23 protein-coding genes are annotated in these 19,246 nt (G+C 72.1%); 16 read left to right on the plus strand and 7 right to left on the minus strand.

Annotated elements, in window-relative coordinates:
• The first annotated feature begins 41 nt into the window (after positions 1–41).
• The gene (locus tag H9624_RS07930; protein WP_251839360.1) at positions 42–416 is read left to right on the plus strand and encodes a DUF5997 family protein; all 375 of its coding nucleotides are present in this window, start codon (positions 42–44) and stop codon (positions 414–416) included.
• A 2-nt stretch (positions 417–418) separates the two neighbouring features.
• Here the strand turns inward: H9624_RS07930 and H9624_RS07935 are convergent, their stop codons facing one another.
• Both H9624_RS07935 and H9624_RS07940 read right to left on the minus strand, forming a co-directional pair.
• The gene (locus H9624_RS07935) at positions 419–1,159 is read right to left on the minus strand and encodes an ABC transporter permease (protein WP_251839361.1); all 741 of its coding nucleotides are present in this window, start codon (positions 1,157–1,159) and stop codon (positions 419–421) included.
• Positions 1,156–2,106 carry an ABC transporter ATP-binding protein gene (locus H9624_RS07940; protein WP_251839541.1) on the minus strand — a complete coding sequence of 317 codons (951 nt, stop codon included), beginning with the start codon at positions 2,104–2,106 and terminating at the stop codon, positions 1,156–1,158. The genes H9624_RS07935 and H9624_RS07940 overlap by 4 nt, the downstream gene beginning before the upstream one ends.
• A 181-nt stretch (positions 2,107–2,287) precedes the next feature.
• Between H9624_RS07940 and H9624_RS07945 the strand changes: the two genes are divergently transcribed.
• From H9624_RS07945 to H9624_RS07990, 10 genes are all read left to right on the plus strand, one after another.
• Positions 2,288–3,004 (plus strand): helix-turn-helix transcriptional regulator, encoded by a 717-nt coding sequence (locus tag H9624_RS07945; protein ID WP_251839362.1) that lies wholly within the window; start codon positions 2,288–2,290, stop codon positions 3,002–3,004.
• Positions 3,004–4,434: a Fe-S cluster assembly protein SufB gene (gene sufB, locus H9624_RS07950; protein ID WP_251839363.1), complete on the plus strand. Its 1,431-nt coding sequence runs from the start codon at positions 3,004–3,006 to the stop codon at positions 4,432–4,434. Before H9624_RS07945 ends, sufB begins: the two co-directional genes overlap by 1 nt.
• The gene (sufD, locus tag H9624_RS07955; RefSeq protein WP_251839364.1) at positions 4,434–5,669 is read left to right on the plus strand and encodes a Fe-S cluster assembly protein SufD; all 1,236 of its coding nucleotides are present in this window, start codon (positions 4,434–4,436) and stop codon (positions 5,667–5,669) included. Before sufB ends, sufD begins: the two co-directional genes overlap by 1 nt.
• A complete protein-coding gene (locus H9624_RS07960) occupies positions 5,666–6,013 on the plus strand; it encodes a non-heme iron oxygenase ferredoxin subunit (RefSeq protein WP_251839365.1) in 348 nt (115 codons plus the stop codon). The genes sufD and H9624_RS07960 overlap by 4 nt, the downstream gene beginning before the upstream one ends.
• Before the next feature lie 30 nt (positions 6,014–6,043).
• On the plus strand, positions 6,044–6,802 hold the full coding sequence (gene sufC, locus H9624_RS07965) for a Fe-S cluster assembly ATPase SufC (RefSeq protein WP_251839366.1): 759 nt from the start codon (positions 6,044–6,046) through the stop codon (positions 6,800–6,802).
• A 20-nt stretch (positions 6,803–6,822) separates the two neighbouring features.
• Positions 6,823–8,133: a cysteine desulfurase gene (locus tag H9624_RS07970; protein WP_251839367.1), complete on the plus strand. Its 1,311-nt coding sequence runs from the start codon at positions 6,823–6,825 to the stop codon at positions 8,131–8,133.
• Positions 8,126–8,614 carry a Fe-S cluster assembly sulfur transfer protein SufU gene (gene sufU / locus H9624_RS07975; RefSeq protein WP_251839368.1) on the plus strand — a complete coding sequence of 163 codons (489 nt, stop codon included), beginning with the start codon at positions 8,126–8,128 and terminating at the stop codon, positions 8,612–8,614. The genes H9624_RS07970 and sufU overlap by 8 nt, the downstream gene beginning before the upstream one ends.
• Positions 8,611–8,946, plus strand: a complete 336-nt coding sequence (locus tag H9624_RS07980; protein WP_152189888.1) for a metal-sulfur cluster assembly factor — start codon at positions 8,611–8,613, stop codon at positions 8,944–8,946. The genes sufU and H9624_RS07980 overlap by 4 nt, the downstream gene beginning before the upstream one ends.
• Positions 8,947–9,128: 182 nt before the next feature.
• Complete coding sequence (ypfJ, locus tag H9624_RS07985) at positions 9,129–10,019, plus strand: KPN_02809 family neutral zinc metallopeptidase (RefSeq protein ID WP_251839369.1); 891 nt, start codon at positions 9,129–9,131, stop codon at positions 10,017–10,019.
• A gap of 105 nt (positions 10,020–10,124) precedes the next feature.
• Positions 10,125–11,738: an ABC-F family ATP-binding cassette domain-containing protein gene (locus tag H9624_RS07990; RefSeq protein ID WP_251839370.1), complete on the plus strand. Its 1,614-nt coding sequence runs from the start codon at positions 10,125–10,127 to the stop codon at positions 11,736–11,738.
• A 127-nt stretch (positions 11,739–11,865) separates the two neighbouring features.
• Here H9624_RS07990 and H9624_RS07995 read toward each other — a convergent pair whose 3' ends face one another.
• From H9624_RS07995 to H9624_RS08005, 3 genes are read right to left on the minus strand one after another with little or no spacing between them, the layout of a single operon-like run.
• Complete coding sequence (locus tag H9624_RS07995; protein ID WP_251839371.1) at positions 11,866–12,696, minus strand: SURF1 family cytochrome oxidase biogenesis protein; 831 nt, start codon at positions 12,694–12,696, stop codon at positions 11,866–11,868.
• Positions 12,693–12,911: a hypothetical protein gene (locus tag H9624_RS08000; RefSeq protein WP_251839372.1), complete on the minus strand. Its 219-nt coding sequence runs from the start codon at positions 12,909–12,911 to the stop codon at positions 12,693–12,695. Before H9624_RS08000 ends, H9624_RS07995 begins: the two co-directional genes overlap by 4 nt.
• Positions 12,908–13,243 carry a DUF3099 domain-containing protein gene (locus tag H9624_RS08005; RefSeq protein WP_251839373.1) on the minus strand — a complete coding sequence of 112 codons (336 nt, stop codon included), beginning with the start codon at positions 13,241–13,243 and terminating at the stop codon, positions 12,908–12,910. Before H9624_RS08005 ends, H9624_RS08000 begins: the two co-directional genes overlap by 4 nt.
• 87 nt (positions 13,244–13,330) lie before the next feature.
• Between H9624_RS08005 and fabG the strand changes: the two genes are divergently transcribed.
• From fabG to H9624_RS08030, 5 genes are all read left to right on the plus strand, one after another.
• Positions 13,331–14,047, plus strand: a complete 717-nt coding sequence (fabG, locus tag H9624_RS08010; RefSeq protein ID WP_251839374.1) for a 3-oxoacyl-ACP reductase FabG — start codon at positions 13,331–13,333, stop codon at positions 14,045–14,047.
• 26 nt (positions 14,048–14,073) lie between these two features.
• Complete coding sequence (gene fabI, locus H9624_RS08015) at positions 14,074–14,841, plus strand: enoyl-ACP reductase FabI (RefSeq protein ID WP_251839375.1); 768 nt, start codon at positions 14,074–14,076, stop codon at positions 14,839–14,841.
• Positions 14,842–15,348, plus strand: coding sequence for a SixA phosphatase family protein (locus tag H9624_RS08020; RefSeq protein WP_251839376.1), 507 nt, complete (start codon positions 14,842–14,844; stop codon positions 15,346–15,348).
• A gap of 153 nt (positions 15,349–15,501) precedes the next feature.
• A complete protein-coding gene (locus tag H9624_RS08025; protein WP_251839377.1) occupies positions 15,502–16,254 on the plus strand; it encodes an ABC transporter ATP-binding protein in 753 nt (250 codons plus the stop codon).
• Positions 16,251–16,964 (plus strand): ABC transporter permease, encoded by a 714-nt coding sequence (locus tag H9624_RS08030; protein WP_251839378.1) that lies wholly within the window; start codon positions 16,251–16,253, stop codon positions 16,962–16,964. Before H9624_RS08025 ends, H9624_RS08030 begins: the two co-directional genes overlap by 4 nt.
• A gap of 18 nt (positions 16,965–16,982) precedes the next feature.
• Here H9624_RS08030 and serB read toward each other — a convergent pair whose 3' ends face one another.
• Positions 16,983–17,657: a phosphoserine phosphatase SerB gene (gene serB, locus H9624_RS08035; protein WP_504740248.1), complete on the minus strand. Its 675-nt coding sequence runs from the start codon at positions 17,655–17,657 to the stop codon at positions 16,983–16,985.
• Positions 17,658–17,985: 328 nt separating this feature from the next.
• Positions 17,986–19,242 (minus strand): glucose-1-phosphate adenylyltransferase, encoded by a 1,257-nt coding sequence (glgC, locus tag H9624_RS08040; RefSeq protein ID WP_286010969.1) that lies wholly within the window; start codon positions 19,240–19,242, stop codon positions 17,986–17,988.
• Positions 19,243–19,246: the final 4 nt, after the last annotated feature.

Here is a 19,246-nt window from a genome sequence, read left to right on the forward strand (position 1 = left end):
GGGTGGCGCGGGTCGAGACTATCGGCCGATACGATCCAGCAATGGCCAAGCCGCAGATGCTCAAGCCCCTGACCGCCGCTCGCAAGCTCGGGGTGCTCCTCTCCGCGACCCCGCAGGAGTTCCAGCAGAGCGAGATCTCCCGTGACGAGCTCAACGCGCTCCAGGCGGACCCGCCGGAGTGGCTGCGCGAGCTGCGCCGCAACGGCCCGCACCCGCGCCAGGAGGTCGCCCGCCGGCTCGGCGTGTCGACCTCCGGCCTCGCCCGCGCCGGTGTCACCGAGCCGCTGACCACGGACGAGATCAAGGCCCTGCTCGACGAGCCGCCCACGTGGCTCAACGAGGAGCGCGTCACCCTCAACCGGGTGCGCGCGGAGGAGGCCCGGCTCGCCGAGCGCCGCGCCGCCGAGCAGGACTGAGCTCAGGCGTCCCAGCGGAAGGCGCGCGTCGCGAGCACGCCGCCGAGCACCGCCCACGCGGCGAGCACGGCGAGGGCCACGAGGTTCACCGTCCCGTCGGTGAGGAGCGTGCGCAGCGCCTCGCCGAGCGCCCCCGGGGGCAGGAACGCGAGCACGGTGGCGACGGCGTCGGGGAGAATGTCGAGCGGCAGCACGAGCCCGCCTCCGACGACCATGAGCACGAAGAGCAGGTTCGCGATCGCGAGGACCGCCTCCGGGCGCAGGGTGCCGCCGACGAGCAGGGCGAAGGTGACGAACACCCCGGTCCCCACGACCATGAGCGCGGCTGCGCCGGCCACCTGAGCGACGTCGAGCCCCTCGGGCTGCCAGCCCACCGCCAGCCCGATCGCGCCGAGCAGCACCGTCTGGACGACGAGGACGACGAGCACCGCGCCGAGCTTCCCGGCGAGCAGCCCCCGCGGCCCGAGCGGCGTCGTCGCGAGCATGCGCAGCACCCCCCAGCGCCGGTCGAAGGCGACGGCGATGGCCTGGGAGGTGAAGGACGAGGCCACGGCCATCGCCAGCGCGCTGCCCAGCGCGGCGTGCGCCCGCGGACCGGGCAGCGGGACGAGGTCGGTCGACGCGAGGGCGACGAGCGCGATCGCGGGCAGCAGGAGGGTGAGCAGCAGCTGCTCCCCGTTGCGCAGGACGGCAAGGGTCTCGAACCGGGTCTGCGCGAGGACCCGGCGGCTGGTCGCGCTCACGCCGCGTCCGCCCGCAGCTCGCGGCCGGTGAGGGAGAGGAAGGCGTCCTCGAGGGTGGGCCTGGTGAGGGCGACCTCCGCGGTCCCGTGGCCGGTGTCGGCGAGGGCGCGGGCGACGACGGCGAGGGCGGTCGTGTCCATCCGCTCACCCCGCACGACGACGTCGCCCCGCTCCGGGGACGTCTTCAGTCCGGCGTGCCCGGCCAGCTCGGCGGCGAGGTCCGTCGCGAGCGTCGCCGGCGGTGTCCCGGGCGGGGGAGTGATGCGCACGTGCGGCGCGCCACGCAGCTCGGCGGGGCGGCCGGCGGCGACGGTGGCCCCGCGGTCGACGACGACGACGTGGTCGGCCAGCTCCTCCACCTCCGACATGAGGTGGGTGGTGAGGACCATCGAGGTGCCCGACTCGCGCAGCTCGCGGACGAGGTCCCACACGGCCAGGCGTGCCTGCGGGTCGAGCCCGGCGGTCGGCTCGTCGAGGAAGACGAGCTCGGGCTCCCCGACGATCGCGCAGGCGAGGGCCAGGCGCTGGCGCTGCCCGCCGGACAGGTGCCGCACCCGGGTGCGGGCGACCTTGGTCAGGCCGAGCCGCTCGAGGAGCGGGCCGGCGGCGTCGGGACGGTCGTGGAGGCTGGCGACGTGCCGGAGCACGGCCCCGGCGTGCGGCGCCATGGGCAGCCCGCCCTCCTGGAGCATGACGCCCACGCGGTGGCGCAGCTCGGCGGCGCTCTCAGGGCGTGCCCGGTCCAGCCCGAGCACCTCGACCCGTCCGCCGTCGGGGCGGCGCAGGCCCTCGCAGCACTCGATCGTCGTCGTCTTCCCGGCGCCGTTGGGCCCGAGGACGGCGGTCAGCTCCCCGCGGGCGGCCCGCAGGCTGAGCCCGGAGACGACGTCCCGGTCGCCGTAGCGCTTACGCAGGCCGTCGACGAGGAGGGCGGGGGAGTCCGTCAGCACGCGGCCCAGCCTAACCGCGCGCTCCGGGCGCTCCGGCCCCCGCCGCAGCAGCGTGGGACGGGCCACAGTGAGGTATGCCTTCCTTGCCGGGAAGCATTTCGGCAACGAGACTGTTCCCTAATGTGACGGCACACCTCAGGTGTGCCTCCCACCCGCCGGACAGAAGGAGGAGCGAGCCGTGAGCGAGACCAGCGTCGAGTCAGCGACGCAGGACCGTGTGCTCCGCCTCGTCGTCGAGCACGGCCCTGTCAGCGCCGCCGAGCTCGCCCGCCTCCTCGCCCTCACCCCGGCCGGCGTGCGGCGCCACATCGCCGCCCTCGAGCGCGACGAGCGCATCGTCGTCCACGAGCCCTCCGGCCCGGGCCAGCGCCGTCGCGGGCGCCCCGCGCGCTACTACGTCGCCACCGACACCGGCCGCTCGGGCCTGTCCCAGGCCTACTCCGACCTCGCCACCCACGCGCTGCAGTTCATCGGCGACGTCGCGGGGCCCGACGCCGTCGACCACTTCGCCAACCAGCGGGTCAGCGGCCTGGAGGAGCGCTACGCGCCCGTCGTCGAGGCCGCGGGGGAGGACGTCGCCGACCGCGCCCGCGCCCTGGCCGGTGCCCTCACCCAGGACGGCTACGCCGCGACGGTCCGGTCCGTCGGCCCGCGCGGCCTGGCGGTCCAGCTGTGCCAGGGCAACTGCCCGGTGCTCGCCGTGGCGGAGTCCTACCACCAGCTGTGCGACGCCGAGACACGCGCGTTCTCCCGCCTGCTCGGTGTCCACGTCCAACGGCTGGCTACGCTTGCCGGCGGCGAGCACGTGTGCACCACCCACATCCCCACGACTGTCCCGACCGGCCGCCCGAGCACCACCCCGTCACCGCACGGTGACGAGACGGAAGGAATCTGATGACGAGTACGACCGACACACCCATGACCCAGGACGAGACGATCGCCTCGATTGGGAACTACCGGTTCGGGTGGCACGACAAGGATGACGCCGGTGCAACCGCGCGTCGCGGCCTCAACCAGGACGTCGTGCGCAACATCTCCGAGCTGAAGGACGAGCCGGAGTGGATGCTCAAGCGCCGCCTGCGCGCGCTGAGCCTCTTCGACAAGAAGCCCATGCCGAACTGGGGCGCCGACCTCTCCGGCATCGACTTCGACAACATCAAGTACTTCGTGCGGTCGACCGAGAAGCAGGCCACCAGCTGGGAGGACCTGCCCGAGGACATCAAGAACACCTACGACCGCCTGGGCATCCCGGAGGCCGAGAAGCAGCGTCTCGTCTCCGGCGTCGCCGCCCAGTACGAGTCCGAGGTCGTCTACCACCAGATCCGCGAGGACCTCGAGCAGCAGGGCGTCCTCTTCCTCGACACGGACACCGCGCTCAAGGAGCACCCGGAGATCTTCGAGGAGTACTTCGGCACCGTCATCCCTTCCGGTGACAACAAGTTCGCCGCGCTCAACACCGCCGTGTGGTCCGGTGGCTCCTTCGTCTACGTGCCCAAGGGCGTCCACGTCGAGATCCCGCTCCAGGCCTACTTCCGGATCAACACCGAGAACATGGGCCAGTTCGAGCGGACGCTGATCATCGCCGACGAGGGCTCCTACGTGCACTACGTCGAGGGCTGCACCGCCCCGATCTACCAGAGCGACTCGCTGCACTCCGCGGTCGTCGAGATCATCGTCAAGAAGGACGCCCGCGTCCGCTACACGACGATCCAGAACTGGTCGAACAACGTCTACAACCTCGTCACCAAGCGGGCGACCGTCGAGCAGGGCGGCACCATGGAGTGGATCGACGGCAACATCGGTTCCAAGGTGACGATGAAGTACCCGGCCGTCTACCTCATGGGCGAGCACGCCAAGGGCGAGACGCTGTCCATCGCCTTTGCCGGCGAGGGCCAGCACCAGGACACCGGCTCGAAGATGGTCCACATGGCGCCGCACACCTCGTCGTCGATCGTCTCCAAGTCCGTGGCCCGCGGCGGTGGCCGCGCCTCCTACCGCGGCCTGGTCCAGGTCCTCGAGGGCGCCGCACACTCCAAGTCCACGGTGCTGTGCGACGCGCTGCTCGTCGACCTCATCTCCCGCTCCGACACCTACCCGTACGTCGACGTCCGCGTCGACGACGTCGAGATGGGCCACGAGGCCACCGTCTCGAAGGTGAGCGCCGACCAGCTCTTCTACCTCATGTCGCGCGGCATGGAGGAGCCCGAGGCCATGGCGATGATCGTCCGTGGCTTCGTCGAGCCGATCGCGCGTGAGCTGCCCATGGAGTACGCCCTCGAGCTCAACCGCCTCATCGAGCTGCAGATGGAAGGGGCGGTGGGCTGATGACCGCGACGACCGACACGACCAAGGGGACGACGAACAACCAGATGAAGACCGACCACTCACGCGCCACCACGGACGCCGCCCACACCCACGGCGGCGGCACCGTCCCGGAGGCCTCCCGCGCCGACCGCGCCACCTCCTTCGAGCTGTCCGACTTCCCCGTGCCCAACGGGCGCGAGGAGGACTGGCGCTTCACGCCGGTCGACCGCCTCCAGGGCTTCTTCGCCGACCAGCTCGACGGCGCGGCCCCGGACGTCACCATCGAGGCCGGCGACGGCGTCACCGTCGAGCGCGTGGGCCGCGAGGACTCCCGTCTCGGCCAGGTCGGCGCCCCCGGTGACCGCACCGCGGCCGCGGCCTGGACGTCCTTCACCGAGGCCCTCGTCGTCACGGTGCCGAAGAACCACGTGGCCGCCTCGCACACGATGATCACGGTCAACGGGACCGGCGCCGAGGGCGTCGCGGCCCAGCACCTCCTCGTGCGCGCCGAGGAGAGCAGCGAGGCGATCGTCGTCCTGGACCACCGCGGCAACGCGAAGCTGGCCCAGACCGTCGAGATCGACGTCGAGGCCAACGCCCGCCTCACGCTCGTCAGCGTCCAGGACTGGGAGGACGGCGCCCTGCACCTGTCGGCGCACCGCTCCCGCCTCGGCCAGGACGCCAGCCTCAAGCACATCGTCGTCACCCTCGGCGGCGACGTCGTGCGCGTGACCCCCGACGCCGCGCTCAGCGCGCCGGGCGGGAACGTCGAGATGCTCGGTCTCTACTTCACCGACGCGGGCCAGCACCAGGAGCACCGTCTCTTCGTCGACCACGTCGCACCGAACTGCGTCTCGCGGGTCACCTACAAGGGTGCGCTGCAGGGGCAGGACGCCCACACCGTGTGGATCGGCGACGTCCTCATCCGGGCCGCCGCCGAGGGCACCGACACCTACGAGCTCAACCGCAACCTCGTCCTCACCGAGGGCGCGCGCGCGGACTCCGTGCCGAACCTCGAGATCGAGACCGGTGAGATCGAGGGCGCCGGGCACGCCAGCGCCACCGGCCGTTTCGACGACGAGCAGCTGTTCTACCTGCGCTCCCGTGGCATCCCGGAGGCCGAGGCCCGCCGCCTCGTCGTCCGTGGCTTCTTCGCCGAGCTCATCGCGCAGATCGGCGTCCCGCTCGTCTCCGAGCGCCTCATGGAGGCCATCGAGGCCGAGCTGGACCGCACGATGGAGCACGCCACGGCATGAGCGCCCAGTACGTGTGCGACACCGGGGACCTCGAGCCCGGTGAGGCGATGCGCGTCGACATCGAGGACGCCGACGGCCGGCCCGTGCCGGTCTCGGTCGTCCGCGACAACGACGGGCAGTACCACGCCATCTCCGACACCTGCTCCCACGGTCAGGTCAGCCTCTCGGACGGGGAGGTGGAGGACGGCGCGATCGAGTGCTGGCTCCACGGCTCCAGCTTCGACCTGCGCACCGGCAAGCCGCTGAGCCTGCCGGCCACCCAGCCCGTGCCCGTCTACCCCGTCACCGTCCAGGGCGACTCCGTGCTCGTCGACGTCACCACGACCGTCGCAGCCACCGCCTGACCCGCCGAAACTTGAAGGAAGAGAACCTGAATGTCCACGCTTGAGATCAAGAACCTCCACGTCAACGTCGAGACCAACGACGGCCCGAAGCAGATCCTCAAGGGCGCCACCCTCACCATCAAGAGCGGTGAGATCCACGCGATCATGGGCCCCAACGGCTCGGGCAAGTCGACCCTCGCCTACGCGATCGCCGGCCACCCCAAGTACGAGGTCACCGACGGCGAGATCCTCCTGGACGGCGAGAACGTCCTCGAGATGAGCGTCGACGAGCGCGCCCGCGCCGGCCTGTTCCTCGCCATGCAGTACCCGGTCGAGGTTCCCGGCGTCACGGTCTCGAACTTCCTCCGCACCGCCAAGACCGCCATCGACGGCGAGGCCCCCGCCCTGCGGACCTGGGTCAAGGACGTCAACGCGGCCATGGACAAGCTCAAGATGGACCCGGTCTTCGCCCAGCGCGACGTGAACTCCGGCTTCTCCGGTGGCGAGAAGAAGCGCCACGAGATCCTCCAGATGGAGCTCCTGCGCCCGAAGTTCGCCGTCCTCGACGAGACCGACTCCGGCCTCGACGTCGACGCGCTGCGCATCGTCGCCGAGGGCGTCAACCGCGTCCACTCCGAGACGGACGCCGGCTTCCTCCTCATCACCCACTACACGCGGGTGCTGCGGTACATCAAGCCCGACTACGTCCACGTCTTCGTCAACGGCCGCGTCGCCGAGGAGGGTGGCCCCGAGCTGGCCGACCGCCTCGAGGCCGAGGGCTACGACAAGTACGTGACGGCAGCGGTCTGACCCGCACCGGAAGGACAGAGATGAGTGCACCGGTCACTGCCGGCTCGGGCGCGTTGAGCGCGTCCGAGCTGGCGGCCGTGCGCGCCGACTTCCCGATCCTGGGCAGGACGACCCGCAGCGGCCGGCCGCTGGTCTACCTCGACTCGGCGGCCACCTCGCAGAAGCCCCAGTGCGTCATCGACGCCGAGCAGGACTTCTACGAGCAGCGCAACGCCGCGGTCCACCGCGGCGCGCACCAGCTCGCCGAGGAGGCGACCGAGGCCTACGAGCAGGCCCGGGCGGCCGTCGCGGCCTTCGTCGGTGTCGACACCGACGAGATCGTGTGGACGAAGAACGCCACCGAGGGCATCAACCTCGTGGCGTACGCGATGTCCAACGCGAGCATCGGCCGGGGCGGGGACCGCGCGGTGGAGCTCTTCGCCCTGCGTCCCGGTGACGAGATCGTCGTCACCGAGGCGGAGCACCACGCCAACCTCGTCCCGTGGCAGGAGCTGTGCGCCCGCACCGGCGCCACCCTGCGCTGGATCGGCCTGACCGACGAGGGCCGGCTGGACGCCGGCACCTTCGACGTCATCGGTGAGCGCACCCGCCTCGTCGCCCTCACTCACGCCTCCAACGTCACCGGCGCGCTCAGCCCGGTGGCGGAGGTCGTGCGCAGGGCACGAGCGGCCGGCGCACTCGTCCTGCTCGACGCCTGCCAGAGCGTGCCCCACCTTCCCGTGGACCTCCACGCCCTGGACGTCGACTTCGCCGTCTTCTCCGGCCACAAGATGCTCGGGCCCACCGGCGTCGGGGCGCTCTACGGGCGGCGCGAGCTGCTCGCCGCGATGCCGCCCTTCCTCACCGGCGGCTCGATGGTGCAGATCGTCACCATGGAGGGCACCACCTACGCCGACGCCCCCCAGCGCTTCGAGGCCGGGACCCAGATGGTGTCCCAGACCGTCGGTCTGCGTGCCGCGGTCGACTACCTCGCCGAGCTGGGGATGGACGCCGTCGCCGCCCACGAGCACACGCTCACCGAGCGGCTGCTCGCCGGCATCTCCTCGGTGCCCGGCGTGCGGGTCCTCGGCCCGCAGGACGCGGCGGACCGTCTCGCCGTCGTCGCCTTCGCCGTCGACGGAGTGCACCCGCACGACGTCGGCCAGGTGCTCGACAACGCGGGCGTCGCCGTCCGCGTGGGGCACCACTGCGCCCAGCCGGTGCACCAGCGGCTCGGGGTCCACGCCTCGGCCCGCGCGTCCGCATCCATCTACACCACCGAGCAGGAGATCGACGTCTTCGTCGAGGAGCTCGGCAAGGTGCGTCACTTCTTCGGAGTCGATCATGGCTGACCCGATGGAACAGCTCTACCAGCAGGTCATCCTCGACCACGCCCGCGAGCGGCACGGGGCGGGCGAGCTGGCCCCCTACGACGCCGAGTCCTTCCAGGTGAACCCCACCTGCGGGGACCAGGTGACCCTGCGGGTGCGCCTCACCCACGGCGACGACGGCCCCCGGGTCGGCGAGGTCGGCTGGGTCGGTCAGGGCTGCTCGATCTCCCAGGCCTCGCTGTCGGTGCTCAACGACCTCGTCGTGGGCCAGACCGTCCACGAGGTCGACACCATCAACGAGACCTTCCGCGAGCTCATGCACGGCCGCGGGGTCGAGCTGCCCGAGGAGAAGCAGGACACGCTGGGGGACGCGACCGCGTTCACCGGGGTGGCGAAGTACCCGGCGCGCATCAAGTGCGCCCTGCTCGGGTGGATGGCGCTGCGTGACGCCCTCGCCCATGCACTGACCAGCGCGCCCGCCACACAGGAGGAGGACCGATGAGTGACACCACGACCAACCCGTCCCCGACGACCGCTGCGGACGTCGAGGAGGCGATGAGGGACGTCATCGACCCCGAGCTCGGCATCAACGTCGTCGACCTCGGGCTCGTCTACGGCGTGACCGTGGACCAGCACAACAACGCGGTCATCGACATGACGCTCACCTCGGCGGCCTGCCCGCTGACCGACGTCATCGAGGACCAGTCCGCCCAGGCCCTCGACGGCCTCGTCAACGACATGCGGATCAACTGGGTCTGGATGCCGCCGTGGGGCCCGGAGAAGATCACCCCCGACGGCCGCGAGCAGCTGCGCGCCCTCGGCTTCAACGTCTGAGCCCACCGCGCCCATCCGCCGAGAGCCCGCTTGCTCCGCCGAGGAATCCGGCTCTCGACGTCTGCCTCCACCGCTGACCTCCCCGGTTCTCCTCCGAGCTCCCTCGTCCGCGCAGGTTCTGGTGAGGTGAACCGCGGAGCTCACCGCGCGCACGGTGAGAGCTCTCGTCGCAAGATCGAGTCATGACGTTCAACGAGGGAGTCCGGGCCGACTCGCGGCGGGTCCGCACGTCCGGCGGACGGCGCGGCATGGCGATCGGCGGCGGGATCGGCGGGGGAGGGTTGCTGCTCGTCCTGGCGATCATGCTCCTCACGGGGCAGAACCCCGCCGGCCTGCTCGGCGGCGGTGGCACCGACACGGGCAGCGGCGGCGCGGGCGTGGACCTCAGCCACTGCCAGACAGGCGCGGACGCCAACGAGCACACCGAGTGCCGCATGGTCCTCACCGCGGACGCCCTCGACGTCTACTGGGACGGCGCGATGGCGGAGGTGGGGGAGCAGTACGCCATGCCCGGCTTCGAGATCTTCACCGGTTCTGTCGGAACCGGCTGCGGGTCGGCCACCGCCGCCGTCGGCCCCTTCTACTGCCCGGCCGACTCCTCGGTCTACCTCGACCTCGGCTTCTTCGACCAGCTCGAGACCCAGCTCGGCGCGCGCAACGCGCCGCTGGCGCAGATCTACATCGTCGCCCACGAGTGGGGCCACCACGCCCAGCACGCCCTCGGGATCATGGACCAGGCCGACCGCACCGACACCGGCCCCTCCGGCGATGCCGTGCGTACCGAGCTCCAGGCCGACTGCTTCGCCGGGATGTTCGTCGGACAGGCGGCCGGCACCGTCGACCCCGACTCCGGTGAGACCTTCCTCCAGCAGCCGACCCGCGACGAGGTGACGTCGGCCCTCGAGGCCGCGGCCGCCGTCGGCGACGACCGCATCCAGGAGACGAGCGGCCGGGACGTCGAGCCCCACACGTGGACCCACGGCTCCGCCGAGCAGCGCACCCGCTGGTTCACCACGGGCTACGAGCAGGGCACCCTCCCGGCCTGCGACACCTTCGCCGTCGCGACGCCCTGAGACACATCTCCTGGGAAAGGACTGGCGGGGCGGCCGTAGACTGGATGGCGCCGCGCGGCCCTGCCGCCGGCACCCCACACCCCCACCATGCTTTGAGGTCTGCCTGTGATCACCGCCCACGACGTCTCGATGCGCATCGGCGCACGCGAGCTGCTCCACGAGGCGACGTTCCGCGTCGACACCGGGATGCGGATCGGGCTGGTCGGGCGCAACGGCGCCGGCAAGACCACCCTCACCAAGCTGCTCGCCGGTGAGGACGCGACCTCCGGCGTCGTCCAGCACACCGGCACGATCACCCGCACCGGCGAGATCGGCTACCTCCCGCAGGACCCGCGCACCGGCGACATGGACGTCCTCGCGCGGGACCGCGTGTTCTCCGCCCGCGGCATCGACGGCATCCTGCGCCGCATCCGCAAGGCCGAGTCGGACATGGGCACCAAGACCGGTGACGCCCAGGTCAAGGCGATGGAGCGCTACTCCCGCCTCGACGCGGAGTTCGACGCCCAGGGCGGCTGGGCCGCGGAGTCCGAGGCCGCGCGCCTCACCTCCAACCTCGGCCTGCCCACCCGGGTCCTCGACCAGCCGCTCCACACCCTGTCCGGTGGTCAGCGCCGCCGCGTCGAGCTCGCCCGCATCCTCTTCTCCGGCGCCGAGACGCTCCTGCTCGACGAGCCGACCAACCACCTCGACCACGACTCGATCGTGTGGCTGCGCGAGTACCTCTCCACCTTCTCCGGCGGCCTCATCGTCATCTCCCACGACGTCGAGCTGCTCCGCGCGACGGTCAACACCGTCTTCCACCTCGACGCCAACCGCGGCGAGCTGGACGTCTACAACCTCGGCTGGGACGCCTACCTCAAGCAGCGTGAGCAGGACGAGCGCCGCCGTCGCAAGGAGCGCCAGAACGCCGAGAAGAAGGCCTCGGTGCTCCTCGCCCAGGCCGACAAGATGCGCGCCAAGGCCACCAAGGCCGTTGCCGCCCAGAACATGATCCGCCGCGCCGAGAGGATGGTCGCCGGGCTGGAGGACACGCGTCGCGCCGACAAGGTCGCCCACCTGCGCTTCCCCGACCCCGCGCCCTGCGGCCGGGTCCCGCTCACCGCGGAGGGCCTGTCGAAGTCCTACGGCTCGCTCGAGGTCTTCACCGACGTCAACCTCGCCATCGACCGCGGCGCGAAGGTCGTCGTCCTCGGCCTCAACGGCGCGGGCAAGACGACGCTGCTGCGCATGCTCGGCGGCGTCGAGGAGCCGGACACCGGGGAGGTCGTCCCGGGTCACGGGCTCAAGGTCGGGTACTACGCCCAGGAGCACGAGACCCTCGACGTCGAGCGGACCGTCGTGGAGAACCTCCGTTCCGCCGCGCCGGACCTCACCGACACGCAGGTGCGCTCGGTCCTCGGCTCCTTCCTCTTCTCCGGGGACGACGCCGAGAAGCCCGCCAAGGTGCTGTCCGGCGGCGAGAAGACCCGCCTCGCGCTGGCCGTGCTCGTCGTGTCCTCGGCCAACGTGCTGCTCCTCGACGAGCCGACGAACAACCTCGACCCGGCCTCCCGGGAGGAGATCCTCGGGGCGCTGCGCACCTTCACCGGCGCCGTCGTCCTCGTCACCCACGACGAGGGCGCCGTCGAGGCGCTCGAGCCTGACCGCGTCCTCCTCCTGCCCGACGGCGACGAGGACCTGTGGAACGACTCCTACCGCGAGCTCATCGCCCTGGCCTGAGGAACAACTCAGCGCTCGGCGGCGGGGGCTGGTAACAAGTCAGCGCTCGACGGCGGGACGGGTAACAACTCAGCGCTCGGCGATAAGGGAATAGGTAGCAACTCAGCGCTCGGCCACGTGGGGCGGGCTACTGGTCCTGGAGCTGGGCGTCGATGAGGGCGTCCTCCTCGTCGGCGTCCGAGCGGCGCCGCGGCGACCGCGCGGGCTCGGCGGGGCGCTGCGGCGCGCCCACCAGCTCGGCCGCCTCGCGGCGCGCGAGGACGACGTAGCCGACGATCGCGCCGAGCGCGAAGACCCACCACTGGAAGGCGTAGGACAGGTGGTTGCCCGGGCTCGTGTCCGGGCGGGGGAAGGGCTCCAGGCCGGCGGCCGGCGCGCCGTCCTCGGCGGTGGCCAGGAGGTACCCGTCGAACAGCTCACCGCCCGCGACGCCGGCCGCCTCGACCACGGTGGCCGGCTCGATCCGGTACACCTGGCCGGCGGGCGCCGTCCGCTCGTCGGTGCCCTCGGCCGCACGCAGGCGCCCCTCGAGCGTCACGTCACCGGCGGGGGAGTCGGGCAGCTGCGGGTCGCCCTCCCCGAGCGGCACCCACCCGCGGTCGACGACGACGAGCCGGCCGCCGTCGTCGTCCTCCTCCACCTCGAGGACGGCGAGGACGCGCGCGGCGGCGCTGCCGTCCACGGGACGGTTGCGCACGACCACCTGCTCCCCGGTGTACCTGCCCTCGACGACGACCCGGCGCCACACGAGGTCGTCCGGCACGGTGTCCTCGACGACCTCCTCGATGGGCTGCGGGGCGCTGTCGTAGTTGCCGTTGACGAGGGCGTTGGCGGCCGACCGGTCCTCGTGCCGGCTCCACTGCCACGCACCGAGGAAGACGCAGGCCACCGCGATGACGAGGAAGACGGCGGCGAGACCGACCCACCGGCGGGAGAGCAGGAAGCGGTACCGGCTCATAGGTCGGCGACCGGCACGACCTCACGCAGGAACGAGCGCGACCCGAGGAAGGTCTCCAGGTGCGTGCGGTGCTCCTCGCAGGCGAGCCACGTCTTGCGGCGCTCCTCGGTGTGCAGCCGGGGGTTGTTCCACAGCAGTCCCCACGCGGCGGTCTGGCGGCAGCCCTTGGCGCTGCAGACCTGCTCGGCGGGCGCGGACTCGTCGGCCAGGGTCACCTCAGGTAGCCACCTCTCAGGTCGATGGGCGGGTAGGTCGGGCGCTGCTCGGAGGGAGGCGCCTCGATCTCGGGGAGCTGGAGCTCCATCAGCGTATCCGCTGGGGTCGGGTGCTCCCTGCCCGCGTTGGCCAGGACGACGGCGAAGTACGGCAGGAGGACCGCGCCGGCGACCATGACCCAGCGCAGCCAGCCGTCGGTGAAGAGGATCCCCACGAGGCACGCGGACCGGATGGCCATCGAGATGACGTAGCGGACGGCCCGGCCGTGGACATCCTCGCTCAGCGGTCGCCCCACCGAGGTGATCGCGTGAACACGCTGTTTCCTGCTCACCGAGCAAGGGTAGTTCCCGGACGCCTCCCGCGCGTGGCGGCTGCCGTCGGATACCGTTCCCCCGGACGAACATCACAGGAGGACATCGTGAACGACACCGACGCACGCAGCGTGCTCGTCACCGGCGCGAGCCGGGGGATCGGCCGCGCCGTCGCCGAGGCCTTCGTCGCCGCGGGCGACAAGGTGGCGACGATCCACCGCGGTGGGGAGCTGCCCGAGGGCGTCCTCGGCGTGCGCGGTGACATGCGCGACACCGCCGCCGTCGACGCCGCGATCGGCGAGATCGAGGCGGCCCACGGGCCCGTCGAGGTGCTCGTCGCCAACGCCGGCATGACCCGCGACCAGCTCCTCATGCGGATGAGCGACGAGGAGTTCGAGGAGGTCCTCGACGTCAACCTCACCGGCGTCTTCCGCTGCGTGCGGCGCGTGTCCAAGGGCATGATCCGCAAGCGCGGTGGCCGCATCATCCTCATGGGCTCCGTCGTCGGCATGTACGGCAACGCCGGGCAGGTCAACTACTCGGCCACCAAGTCCGGCCTCATCGGGATGGCCCGGTCCATCACGCGCGAGCTCGGCTCCCGCGGGATCACCGCGAACGTCATCGCCCCCGGGTTCATCGACACGGACATGACGCGCGCGCTGCCGGAGGCGCAGCAGGACAAGCTGCGCACCGCGATCCCCGCCGGCCGCTTCGGGGACGTCTCCGACATCGTCGGCGCCGTCCAGTACCTCGCCTCGCCCGCCGCCGCCTACGTCACCGGGGCCGTCATCCCCGTCGACGGCGGACTCGGCATGGGCCACTGACCTCACCCTCGCGACAGGAGACAGCAATGGGACTTCTCGACGGCAAGACCCTCCTGGTCACCGGCGTCCTCAAGGACAACTCGATCGCCTTCCACGTGGCGCGCCTCGCTCAGGAGGAGGGCGCCACGGTCATCCTCACCTCCTTCGGGCGCCAGCTGCGCCTCACGCAGGTCACCGCCCGGCGGCTGCCGGTCGAGGCACCCGTCGTGGAGCTGGACGTGACGAACCCCGAGGACCTCACCGCCCTCGCCGACCGCGTGCGTGAGCACGCCGACCACCTCGACGGCGTGGTCCACTCGATCGGCTTCGCGCCCCAGTCCGTCATGGGCGGCAACTTTCTCGCGGGGGAGTGGGCCGACGTCGCGACGGCGATGGAGGTCTCGGCCTTCTCGCTCAAGTCGCTCGCCGTGGCGACCCAGCCGCTGCTCACCCAGGGCGCCGGGATCGTCGGGCTCACCTTCGACGCGTCCTTCGCGTGGCCGGTCTACGACTGGATGGGCGTGGCCAAGGCCGCCTTCGAGTCCACCGCGCGCTACCTGGCCCGCGACCTCGGCCCGGAGGGCATCCGCGTCAACCTCGTCTCCGCCGGCCCGATCCGCACGACGGCCGCCACCTCCATCCCGGGCTTCGAGCAGATGGAGAGCGTCTGGGCCGAGCGCGCGCCGCTCGGCTGGGACGTCAAGGACGCCGAGCCGGCCGCCCGCGCCGTCGTGGCCCTGTGCTCGGACTGGTTCCCGGCGACGACGGCGGAGATCGTCCACGTCGACGGCGGCGTCCACGCGATGGGGCAGTAGGTGACCCCTCGCACCCTCGTGCTGCTGCGTCACGCCCAGGCCGAGCCGGAGAACGGCCTGGGCGACGAGCAGCGGCCGCTGTCCGCCCACGGCCGGCGCCAGGGGGCCTCCCTCGGGCCGATCCTCGCGGCCCAGGTGGGCGGGCTGGACCGGGCGCTCGTGTCGAGCGCGCTGCGGACCACCGAGACGTACAAGATCGTCGCGTCGGGCTGGGACGCCGCTCCCGCGGCCGACGTCCGGGACGAGCTCTACCAGGCCGGGCCGCGCGACGTCCTCGCCGTCCTCGCCGAGCTGCCGGAGGAGGTCCGGAGCGTCCTCGTCGTCGGGCACGAGCCGACGATGTCCTCCCTCGCGCACCTGCTCGACGGGGAGCGCAGCACCCTGGCGGAGATGGTGTCCCTCGGGATGAGCACCGCCAACGCCGCGGTCCTCGAGGTGCCGGTGCCGTGGGCCGAGCTCGACCGCTCGACCGCCCGCCTCGTCACCATCGTCCGCCCCGAGCTCTGAGCGCCTGCTGCTGACCTGATCGGAAGTCGGGGCGACGGCCGCTTGATCGTCACCTGTCCCGGTGTGTCGCGCGCGTGTCGCGGACCTCGGGTCAGGGGCCGGACGCACCGGCGGCCCCTGTCCGGGGGCGGGCCGCCTCGCTACGGTGGGCCCATGGCCAGCGTGGCAGGCGCAGGTGGGGTGGACCGAGCGCGTCCGGCGGTCCTCACCGACGGCCTGCACGTGCGGCGCGGGTCGACGACGGCGCTCGACGGCGTCGACCTGCGGGTGGCACCGGGCCGCGTCACCGGGCTGCTCGGTCCGTCCGGGTCGGGCAAGACGACCCTGCTCCGGGCGATCCTCGGGGTCCAGCTCGTCCACCGCGGGACGGTGGAGGTGCTCGGGGAGGCGGCCGGGAGCCGGGGGCTGCGCCGTCGGGTGGGGTACGTGTCCCAGTCACCGAGCGTGTACGAGGACCTCACCGTCGGTGAGAACCTCCGGTACTTCGCCCGCGTCCTGGGCGTGGGGCGTGACCGCGTCGAGGAGGTGCTCGACGACGTCGACCTCGCGCGGCGCCGCGACCAGCTGGTCCACACCCTGTCCGGCGGCGAGACGTCCCGGGTCTCGCTCGGTGCCGCGCTGCTCGGGCGGCCCGAGCTGCTCGTGCTCGACGAGCCGACCGTCGGGCTCGACCCGGTGCTGCGCGAGTCGCTGTGGACGATGTTCCGCGGCCTCGCCGCGGGCGGCACCACGCTCCTCGTCTCCTCCCACGTCATGGACGAGGCCACCCGCTGCGACGAGCTCGTCCTGCTGCGCTCTGGCCGCGTGCTCGCCCAGGCCACCCCGGAGGCGCTCCTCGAGCGGACGGGACGGACGACGGCGGAGGGGGCCTTCCTCGCCCTCGTCACCGGGGAGGCCGGGCCATGACGGCCACCGCCGTCCGCGTGCTGCAGCAGCTGCGGCACGACCCGCGGACCATCGCGATGATCGTCGTCGTCCCCGGCGTCCTCATCTCCCTGCTCTGGTGGGTGTACGACGGAGGGCCGGTCTTCCAGCGCATCGGGCCGGCGCTGCTCGCCCTGTTCCCGGTGATCATCATGTTCCTCATCACCTCGGTGACGACACTGCGCGAGCGGCGCTCGGGCACCTTGGAGCGCCTGCTCACGCTGCCGACGGGCAAGCTGTCCTTCATCCTCGGCTACGCGCTGGCCTTCGGGCTCGTCGCCGTCGTCCAGGGGCTCGTCACCACCGGGCTGGCGCTCGGGCCGCTCGGCCTGGAGGTCGCCGGGCCCTGGTGGGCACTCATCGGCCTCGCTGTGCTGGGCGCGGTGCTCGGCGTCGCGCTCGGTCTGTTCGTCTCGGCCTTCGCCCACACGGAGTTCCAGGCGGTGCAGTTCATGCCGGCGGTCATCCTGCCGCAGTTCCTCCTGTGCGGTCTGCTCGTGCCCCGCGAGGAGCTGCCGCGCGCGCTGGAGTACGTGTCGAACCTCCTGCCGCTGTCCTACGCCGTCGACGCGATGAACGAGATCTCCACCCGGTCCAGCCCCGACCTGTGGCTGGAGGTCGGGGTCCTCGTCGGGGTCATCGCCGGTGTCCTCGTGCTCGGCGCCGTGACGCTGCGGAGGCGCACGCCCTGAGGGCGCCGGCGGCCCGGCTCAGCGGCCGAGCAGGCCCAGCACCGCGTCCAGCCGCGGGAAGGTGACGGCCGCACGGGCCTGCTCCTGGACCACCGGCTTGGCGCAGTACGCCACGCCCAGCCCGGCGGCACCGAGCATGTCGAGGTCGTTGGCGCCGTCGCCGACGGCCACCACCCGCTCCAGCGGGACGCCGTCCTCGGCGGCCCACGCCCGCAGGTGGCGCTCCTTGGCGGCGCGGTCGACGACCGGTCCGGTCGTGCGGCCGGTGAGCCGCCCGTCCTCCACCTCGAGCCGGTTGGCGGTGAGGTGGTCGATGCGCAGGTCCTCGGCGATCGGCCCCACGACCTCGAGGAAGCCGCCCGAGACGAGGGCGACCTTCCCCCCGCGCTCGTGGACCGCCGCGACGAGCTCGCGGGCGCCGGCGGACAGCTCGACGGCCTCGCGCACCGCGTCCACCACCCCGGCGTCCAGCCCGGCCAGGGTCGCGACCCGCTCGCGCAGGCTGGCGGCGAAGTCCAGCTCCCCGCGCATCGCACGCTCCGTCACCTCGGCCACCTGCTCGCGGGTGCCGGCGTGCTCGGCGAGCAGCTCGATGACCTCCGCGGTGATGAGGGTGGAGTCGACGTCCATGACGAGCAGGCCCACGCCGTCGGCGGCGAGCGGACCGGCGGTCACCGCGACGTCCACCCCCAGCGCGGTCGCCGGGCCGCGGAGCTCGGCCGTGAGGGCGACGTCGACGTCCGCCGCCGCGCCGGGCCGCGCGACCCCCTCCACGGTCACCCCGGACCAGCCGGGCCGGGACGTGTCGGCGGTGACGACGTCGTCGGCGACGGCGGAGAGCAGCTCGCTAGCGTGCTGGAGGAGCGCGGGCGGGACCGGGCGGGCGGAGACGAGGCCGATGCGGATCACCGGGCCAGGTTACGGGGGCACGACGACGGGTCGCCCTCTCCGTTCATGCCCGAGCGCCGGGACGGGCGACGGATGATCGGGAAGGGCGACTCGAGCGGCGGTGCGGGGGCGCTCAGCGCCGGACCGTGGCCCCCTTCGGCACGACCGTGATGCCGGACTCCGTGACGACGAAGCCGCGCTCCATGTCGTGCTCGAGGTCCACGCCCACGTGCGCGCCGTCGGCGATGCGGACGTTCTTGTCGATGATCGCCCGCTCGACGACGGCGTTGCGGCCGATGTCGACGTTGTCGAAGATCACCGAGTCCCGGACCGAGGACCACGAGTTGATCTTCGTGTTCGGGGAGATGACCGAGCCCACGACCTCACCGCCGGAGACGATGACGCCGGGGGACACGAGCGAGTCGAGCGCGTGCCCCAGCCGCTCCCGGTGCCCGTAGACGAACTTCGCCGGCGGCATGCTCGGCATGCCCGTGAACAGCGGCCACTCCTGGTTGTAGAGGTTGAAGACCGGGGAGACCGAGATGAGGTCCTGGTGGGAGTCGTAGTAGGCGTCGATCGTGCCGACGTCGCGCCAGTAGCCGCGGTCGCGGTCCGAGGCACCGGGCACCTCGTTGTCCTTGAAGTCGTAGACGCCGGCCTGGCCGCGGTCGACGAACCACGGCACGAGGCTGCCGCCCATGTCGTGCTTGGAGTCCGGGTCCTCGGCGTCCACCCGCAGCGCCTCGATGAGCGCGTCGGTCGACAGGACGTAGTTGCCCATGGAGGCGAGCACCTCGTCGGGGGCGTCGGGCAGGCCCTGCGCCTTCGCGGGCTTCTCGAGGAACGCGCGGATGCGCTTGGGGTCGGCGGGGTCGACGTCGATGACGCCGAGCTGGTCGGCCAGCGAGATCGGCTGCCGGATCCCCGCGACGGTCATCGCGGCGCCGGAGTCGATGTGCTGGTCGACCATCTGGGAGAAGTCCATGCGGTAGATGTTGTCCGCGCCGACGATGACGACGATGTCGGGCTGCTCGTCGTCGATGAGGTTGAGCGACTGGTAGATGGCGTCGGCGCTGCCGAGGAACCAGTGCTTGCCGATCCGCTGCTGTGCGGGGACGGGTGCGACGTAGTTGCCCAGGTGCGTGGACAGGCGCCACGTCTTGGCGATGTGGCGGTCCAGGCTGTGGGACTTGTACTGCGTGAGCACGACGACGCGCAGGTAGCCGGAGTTGACGATGTTCGACAGGGCGAAGTCGATGAGCCGGTAGATCCCGCCGAAGGGAACGGCCGGCTTGGCGCGCTCCTCGGTGAGCGGCATGAGCCGTTTCCCCTCGCCGCCGGCGAGCACGATGGCAAGGACTCTGGGTTGATGGGTGCGCCGAGGTGACATGACG

The sequence above is a fragment of the Oceanitalea stevensii genome (assembly GCF_014837105.1).
Classification (GTDB): Bacteria; Actinomycetota; Actinomycetes; order Actinomycetales; family Actinomycetaceae; genus Oceanitalea; species Oceanitalea stevensii.